Annotated in this window: 8 protein-coding genes and 1 pseudogene; 5 read left to right on the top strand and 4 right to left on the bottom strand. The window is 63.4% G+C overall.

All coding sequences use genetic code 11. The features are described from left to right. Positions 1–152: 152 nt before the first annotated feature. A complete protein-coding gene (locus tag GEU01_RS07635) occupies positions 153–683 on the bottom strand; it encodes a YceD family protein (protein WP_010506436.1) in 531 nt (176 codons plus the stop codon). A gap of 189 nt (positions 684–872) precedes the next feature. Here GEU01_RS07635 and GEU01_RS07640 point away from each other — a divergent pair, with 189 nt between their 5' ends. After that, on the top strand, positions 873–1,442 hold the full coding sequence (locus tag GEU01_RS07640) for an outer membrane protein assembly factor BamE (protein ID WP_019085601.1): 570 nt from the start codon (positions 873–875) through the stop codon (positions 1,440–1,442). Positions 1,443–1,463: 21 nt separating this feature from the next. Here the strand turns inward: GEU01_RS07640 and GEU01_RS07645 are convergent, their stop codons facing one another. Together GEU01_RS07645 and rpsU are read right to left on the bottom strand one after the other, a co-directional pair. Continuing rightward, positions 1,464–2,861 (bottom strand): sensor histidine kinase, encoded by a 1,398-nt coding sequence (locus tag GEU01_RS07645; protein WP_019085602.1) that lies wholly within the window; start codon positions 2,859–2,861, stop codon positions 1,464–1,466. A 91-nt stretch (positions 2,862–2,952) separates the two neighbouring features. Next, a complete protein-coding gene (gene rpsU, locus GEU01_RS07650) occupies positions 2,953–3,156 on the bottom strand; it encodes a 30S ribosomal protein S21 (RefSeq protein WP_010506446.1) in 204 nt (67 codons plus the stop codon). A gap of 239 nt (positions 3,157–3,395) precedes the next feature. Here rpsU and def point away from each other — a divergent pair. The 4 genes and pseudogenes from def to GEU01_RS07670 all read left to right on the top strand — a co-directional run bounded on the left by def (position 3,396) and on the right by GEU01_RS07670 (position 5,847). Next, positions 3,396–3,933 (top strand): annotated as a pseudogene (gene def / locus GEU01_RS22465) (peptide deformylase). Then, entirely contained in the window at positions 3,930–4,553 is a 624-nt protein-coding gene (locus GEU01_RS07660) for a COQ9 family protein (RefSeq protein ID WP_010506448.1), read from the top strand. The pseudogene def and the gene GEU01_RS07660 overlap by 4 nt, the downstream one beginning before the upstream one ends. A 14-nt stretch (positions 4,554–4,567) precedes the next feature. Continuing rightward, the gene (locus GEU01_RS07665) at positions 4,568–5,113 is read left to right on the top strand and encodes a MarR family winged helix-turn-helix transcriptional regulator (protein WP_231289787.1); all 546 of its coding nucleotides are present in this window, start codon (positions 4,568–4,570) and stop codon (positions 5,111–5,113) included. Beyond that, positions 5,110–5,847, top strand: a complete 738-nt coding sequence (locus tag GEU01_RS07670) for a response regulator (protein ID WP_019085603.1) — start codon at positions 5,110–5,112, stop codon at positions 5,845–5,847. Before GEU01_RS07665 ends, GEU01_RS07670 begins: the two co-directional genes overlap by 4 nt. 102 nt (positions 5,848–5,949) lie before the next feature. Here GEU01_RS07670 and GEU01_RS07675 read toward each other — a convergent pair. Then, the coding region (locus GEU01_RS07675; protein WP_019085232.1) for an IS5/IS1182 family transposase at positions 5,950–6,302 on the bottom strand (353 nt) is incomplete at its 5' end.

Below are 6,302 nucleotides of genomic sequence, written 5' to 3' on the forward strand. Positions count from 1 at the left end.
GGATCACAACCGGCAGGCACACCATCGTGGCGATACACCGGTCAGTTATCAATAATTGAGGGGGGCGCTCTAACAGATCATTTGCACTTGCGCAAGAGATGATGCGCAAGGCGCGCAATCCGCGCCCCCCGTTACCTGCCCCTTCCTTTGCGTCAGTTCTGCTTTTTTTTCAACTCGGCCAGGGCGGAAAAAGGCTGCCTGCGCACGGTTTCTTCGGGTTCGGCTTCTTCATTGCCCGCGAATTCGGCCGGAATCGCGCATCCGGGCTTGTGCGGATACGGGTCCAGCGCCAGCGAAAGTTCCTCCGCCGCCAGTTCACCAAGATCGATGCTGTCGCGGTCATAGGGAATTTCATCAATGGAAAAGGGATCGATCTCGTCATCCTCGCGGAAACGTTCCGCCGGGATGCAGCGCACGGTGAACGATTCCGCCAGCACGTCCTCGAATGGTTCAAGGCTTACGACACATTCCTGTGTCACATGCGCGGTCAGCCAGCCTTCGGCCAGCACTTCCCCATCCTGTCCCGGCGCCAGCCGGTAGCGGCAGGACAGGTCACGCAGGCCGGGAATCCCGAACCGGCGGGCCAGCCTGCGGCATTCCTCATCCGATGCCTCGACCACCGTTTCCATGCCACGGGCCGGGATGCGGCCCACGGCAAGCGGGCGGGAAAATTCTGCATCCATGTCGTACTACTCCTGCGCGTGTGTTCACGGGGCCTGCGCCTTCATGCCCGCATGGTGGAAATATGGCCCTGGCCGTCGTGTTTTTCCACCGTCGGGGCGATCTGTGATTGACTTCATTTTCCCAATCAGGCACCGGAAAGACGAACCGCATTTTCGCGCCATGCCTTATTTCAGGATATTTTCCGGACCATGAGGTCACCACAGGACACCCTGCCCCGTTCGCGTTCATTACGCCTGTTTTCGTGCGCTGTCATCGGGGCGGGTATCGCGCTGTCGGGCTGTTCGGTGTTCAAGCCCAACACCATCCAGCGCGGCTCCCTGGTGGAAGCGGACGACTACAAGAAACTGAAGATTGGCGAGACCACGCGTTCGGACGTGATGGATGCGCTGGGTTCCCCCACGGGGCGCGCCACGTTCGATGACAATACGTGGCTGTATATGTCCATGAAGCAGGTGATGGTTCCCATCAGCTTCCCGCGCGTGCGCAAGCAGGACATGGTGGTGCTGACGTTTGACCAGGACGGCATCCTGCGCAACCTGCGCACCCTGCACAAGGATGATGCGCGCTACGTCTCCATGGCGCCCGGAAAGACACCCACGCCAGGCACCAAGATCAACATCATGCAGCAGATCCTGGGCAATGTGGGCCGCTACAACCCGCTCAGCCAGATGAGCAGTACGTATGGCGGCAGCACCGGCCCGATGAACAGCATGAACGGCGGCCCCGGCCACGGCGGGGCGGGCAACTCCCTGCCCTGATCTTCCTGCCTGCCGGGCCTGTCAGTTCGGCAGCACGATCCTGACCCGCGCCCCACCCAGTGGACCGGCCTCCAGCGCGATATGGCCGCCGTGGGCGTGAATGATGTCACGCGCGATCGCAAGGCCCAGCCCGGTTCCGCCCTCCTTGCCGCTTTCAAACGGGCGAAACACGCTTTCACGCCGTGTTTCCTCCACGCCGCACCCGTTGTCATCCACATACAGGAAGACTTCCCTGCGCCCGCGTTCGGCTGACAGTTCGATGCGCGTGGCATGGCGGCGGGCGTTTTCCACCACGTTGTTCAGGACGCGGCGCAGGGCATTGCCGCGCCCGGTCACGCTCAACCCCATCGGCGTGATGGAACCGATGCTGGCCTGCGCCCCCATGCGGCGCTGGGCCGCCACGATTTCATCAAACAGGTCCTCCACGCGGATGACAACGGGCTTTTCCGCCCCCTCGCCCCGTGCAAAGGACAGGTAGCCTTCGATCATATGCTCCATTTCCACGATATCACCGATCATGTCGGCAATATCGGGCTGCAGTCCGGCAGCATCGACCATGCCCGTGCGCGGCAGCATGGCCAGTGACAGGCGCAGCCGGGTCAACGGCGTGCGCAGGTCATGCGACACACCGGCCAGGACGGTCGTGCGCTGCTCCACAAAACGGTTGATACGGTCACGCATGCGGTTGAAGGCGACTGCTGCCTTGCGGATTTCCTGCGCGCCCTCGGGCACGATGGGCACGGTGTCGCGCCCCAGACCGAACAGTTGCGCCGCCCGCGCCAGCCTGCGTATGGCGCGGACCTGATTGCGCATGAACAGCGCCGCGATCAGGAACAGCACCAGCGCGCTGCCCGATGCCCACGCCACGAACAGCCATACCGGCGCCACGTCCAGCCGCTTGCGCAGGGCGACCACCTGCAGCACCCCGATGGGCGTCTGCACGCGGATCACCACGCGATGGCGCGCCTGTTTCCAGTCCACGAAGCTGGGCAGGCGCACATTCGCCCGCAGGTCGCGCACCAGATCATCATCAATGGGGCCAAGCACATGGTTGGAACCGCGCCGATCCAGCCTTTCCCCTTCATGCAATGTCATGGTCAGGCCCGCGCGGCGTCCGGCATCGTCCAGGATCCACTGCCGATCGACGGGCGATGGATAGCGTTCCAGCAGGTCGATCGTCATGGCGATGGTGGTGGCCATGTCGCCCGACAGTCGACGGGAGACGATCTGCAGGTAATTCCCGTAAAACAGTTCCAGCGAGATGGCCTGCGTGGCCAGCAGCGGAATGAAGCCGATCAGCAGCATGCGCCCCAGCAGGGAACGGGGCAGGATGCGCCGGACCAGCCGTTCACGCATCCTGCGCCACCCCTGCACGGGGGGTGGCGTCGGTTCGGTGCCGGAATGCGACTCCATATCCATGGCTTTACCTTGACTGCGGACACAAAAAAACCGGCTCCCTGCTGGGGCCGGCTTTTTTGTGGGTCAGACCCATATTCCGATAACGGTCGGCTTAGAAGCCTTCACGCTCCAGACGCTTGCGCTCCATCTTGCGGGCGCGGCGCACGGCTTCGGCAGCCTCGCGCGCCTTGCGCTCGGACGGTTTTTCATAATGACGACGCAGCTTCATTTCACGGAAGATGCCTTCGCGCTGCATTTTCTTCTTGAGGGCCTTGAGGGCCTGATCAACATTGTTGTCACGAACGAGAACCTGCACTGGGTCGTCAACTCCTGATCTGCCATCCGGTATGGATGATCCATGAAACTGAAACTTGGGGAACGTCCGCCCGAGGCCATTCCCTTCGTGCGATTCCCAAACGGGCCGCACCTATATCACACTCACGCACGGCAACACAAATCATTCCCGCATCCGGGGACAAATGATTTTCGTGCTCCGCATTGCGCGCCAACGCTGTCATATACATGTTCCCCGAAACAGGAAGGGTGTTTGTGTCCATGACGCTGCTCAAGATCGCCCGCATGGGCCATCCGGTGCTGCTGCAGCCCGCATTGCCGGTGGCCGACCCGCAGGCCCCGGCAGTCCGCACGCTGGTGGCCGACATGATCGAAACCATGCTGGATGCAGGCGGGGTGGGACTGGCCGCGCCCCAGGTGCACCAGGGCCTGCGGCTGTTCGTATACCGCGTGCCCGACACCCGCAGCACGGGCGACGATGATCCCCCGCGCCTGCCCGCCGCCCTGATAAACCCCGTGCTGGAACCGGTTGATGATGACATGGTGGACCGGATGGAGGGCTGCCTGTCCATTCCCGGCCTGCGGGGCTGGGGGCTGGGTGCCGCGTTACCGTCGCATCGCCTGGCGCGGCATGAATGCGCAAGGCCAGGAAACCCACGGCATTGCAACAGGCTTTTTGGCCAATGTATTCCAGCATGAATACGATCACCTGAACGGAATCCTCTATCCCATGCGCATGACCGATCTTGGCCGGATGGGATTTGATACCGAAATGGCACGTTACGGAGAGCGCCCATGAATCCTTCCGCCCTGGTTGCCGCCGCGACATCCGCGCTGGAACCGCCCGCGCTCCAGAATTCACCGCAGGGTGACGCGCTGCTGCGCCGTTTCCTGGCCGACCCGCGCGCGGGCAGCCAGCCATGGACGACCGCCCTGCTGCGGCAATGCGCGGGCGCGGACGCGGACCTGCTGTTCCCCGATGGCATGGCGCAGGTGGCCGAATCGTGTTTCGACCTCATGGACCGTGACATGCTGGCCGACACCAACAGCTTCCGCAGCCGCAAGATCAGCCGCCGCGTCCGCGCGGCCGTGCTGTTCCGCCTGCACCATGCCGCCCCGCACCGCGCCGCCATACGGCAGGCGCTGGCGGTGCTGCTGGTGCCGACCCATGCCCGCGCCCTGGCCCGCACGCTGGGGCGTAGCGTGAACGCGATATGGCAGGCGGCGGGGGATACGTCCGCCGGTTTCACCTATGTGACCAAGCGCATCACCCTGAGCGGTGTGTATGTCTCCACCCTGCTGTTCTGGCTGACGCGGGGCGGCAACCCGGCCTCGGTGGAGGAATTCCTCGACCGCCGCCTGTCTGAAGTCGGGCGCATCACCCGCCTGCGCAACCGCCTGACCGGCCGTATCGCCTGAACGGTTCCGCGGACGTGACAGCCCCTGCCCGACCGCCATCGACCCGTCATGCGCCCGCTGGCGCGGGGGTGGAACTGCTTTTCCTGCGTGATGAGGACATGCGGCAGGCGCAGGACCTCCTGATGCTGGCCTGCCGGTCCTTTACGGCCATCATAGATGACGCCCTGCACGCGCACGGGCTGGGCCATGCGCATTACCGCATCATGCAGGCCGTGGCCCTGCAGCCCGGCATGGCCGTGGGCGCCCTGCTGAATACGCTGGGCATTACCAAGCAGAGCATGAGCCGTGCGCTGGGGGAACTGCTGTCCATGGACCTGGTGCGGCAGGAAACGGCGCAACAGGACAGACGGCGGCGGGAACTGTACCTGACCGCGCGTGGAAGCGAGATTGAAAACCATCTGTTTTCCCTGCAACGTGAGGTCCTGCTCCGTGTGTACCGCAACGCGGGCGGCAAGGCCGTCGAGGGTTTTCGCCGCGTCATGCACGGGCTGATAGACGAATCGGATGCCCCCGGCGTATCCACCGGTGCCCATCACCTTCCCGACCGGAGTTCCCCATGATCCAGACGGCCTGCGACTCCTCCCTGCCCCGCGACAGCATGATCGTGGACGCACACGTGGTGGTCGTGGATGATGATCCCCGCCTGCGTCGCCTGCTGCAACGTTACCTGAGCGAACAGGGCTTTCGCGTCAGCGCGGCGTCGTCCGCGCAGGAAGCGCGTCAGGTGCTGGGTTTCATGCAGCCGGACGCGCTGGTGCTGGATATTACCATGCCGGGGGAAAACGGGCTGGAACTGACGCGCGAGCTGCGGCGGGAAAAGCTGGATTTTCCCATCCTGCTGCTGACCGCGCGGGGCGAGCCGGAAGACCGGATCATCGGGCTGGAAGCCGGGGCCGATGATTATCTGGCCAAGCCGTTCGAACCGCGCGAACTGCTGCTGCGGCTCAAGGCGCACCTGCGTCGCTTTGTCCCACCCGCGCCAAGCAGCAACCTGCGGATCGTGCGGCTGGGGGAACTGGAATTCGACCCCGTGCGTGGCCTGCTGTCCAACGCGCAGGGAATCGTGCACCTGACGGGGGGCGAGTCGGCCCTGCTGTCGGTGCTTGCCCGCCACCCCAACGAAATCCTGTCGCGCACCGACATCGCGAGCACGCTGGACATGGAAGAAATCGGGGAACGCGCGGTGGATGTGCAGGTCACGCGCCTGCGCCGCCGGATCGAGCCCGACCCGCGTGAGCCACGCTTCCTGCAGACGGTGCGGGGCAAGGGCTACGTGCTGAAGCCAGGCCTGTAAAACGACTGATAAACAATAGAAGTTTTTGGGCGCCGCCTTTTTTCAAACAGGCAGCGTCTTCTGAGGCTTTTTGAAAAAAGCCTTACCAGGGCCTGTTGGGAATTAACGCGAATTGATGATTGCGGCGGTAAGATAAATCATCGCTGCGAATGATCTGTCGGTCTTGTCGCTTCGCATGGCGATGCGCTTGAACTCCTTGAGCTTGCAGAAGAAGTTCTCGATGAGATGGCGTGCCTTGAACAGGGCTCCATCGAAGGGTCGCCTGTCGAGGCGGTTCCGACGCTGGGGAATGACCACGCGGGCCCCTTGCGCGCGTATGGTGTCCACGATCCAGTGGACATCGAACGCCTTGTCAGCAAGAAGTCCCTCAAAATCAGCCGGTTCAAGGAGAGGCGCCACCCCGACCGTATCGTAATGCTGGCCGGGGATAAGCGTAAAGCGGACCAGATTGCCCA

It is taken from the genome of Komagataeibacter europaeus LMG 18890 (assembly GCF_000285295.1).
Lineage (GTDB): Bacteria > Pseudomonadota > Alphaproteobacteria > Acetobacterales > Acetobacteraceae > Komagataeibacter > Komagataeibacter europaeus.

Coding starts and splice junctions, on each gene's coding strand:
- GEU01_RS07635 (WP_010506436.1), bottom strand. CDS start 683: ATGGATGCAGAATTTTCCCGCCCGCTTGCCGTGGGCCGCATCCCGGCC.
- GEU01_RS07645 (WP_019085602.1), bottom strand. CDS start 2,861: ATGGATATGGAGTCGCATTCCGGCACCGAACCGACGCCACCCCCCGTG.
- GEU01_RS07660 (WP_010506448.1), top strand. CDS start 3,930: ATGAATCCTTCCGCCCTGGTTGCCGCCGCGACATCCGCGCTGGAACCG.
- GEU01_RS07640 (WP_019085601.1), top strand. CDS start 873: ATGAGGTCACCACAGGACACCCTGCCCCGTTCGCGTTCATTACGCCTG.
- GEU01_RS07670 (WP_019085603.1), top strand. CDS start 5,110: ATGATCCAGACGGCCTGCGACTCCTCCCTGCCCCGCGACAGCATGATC.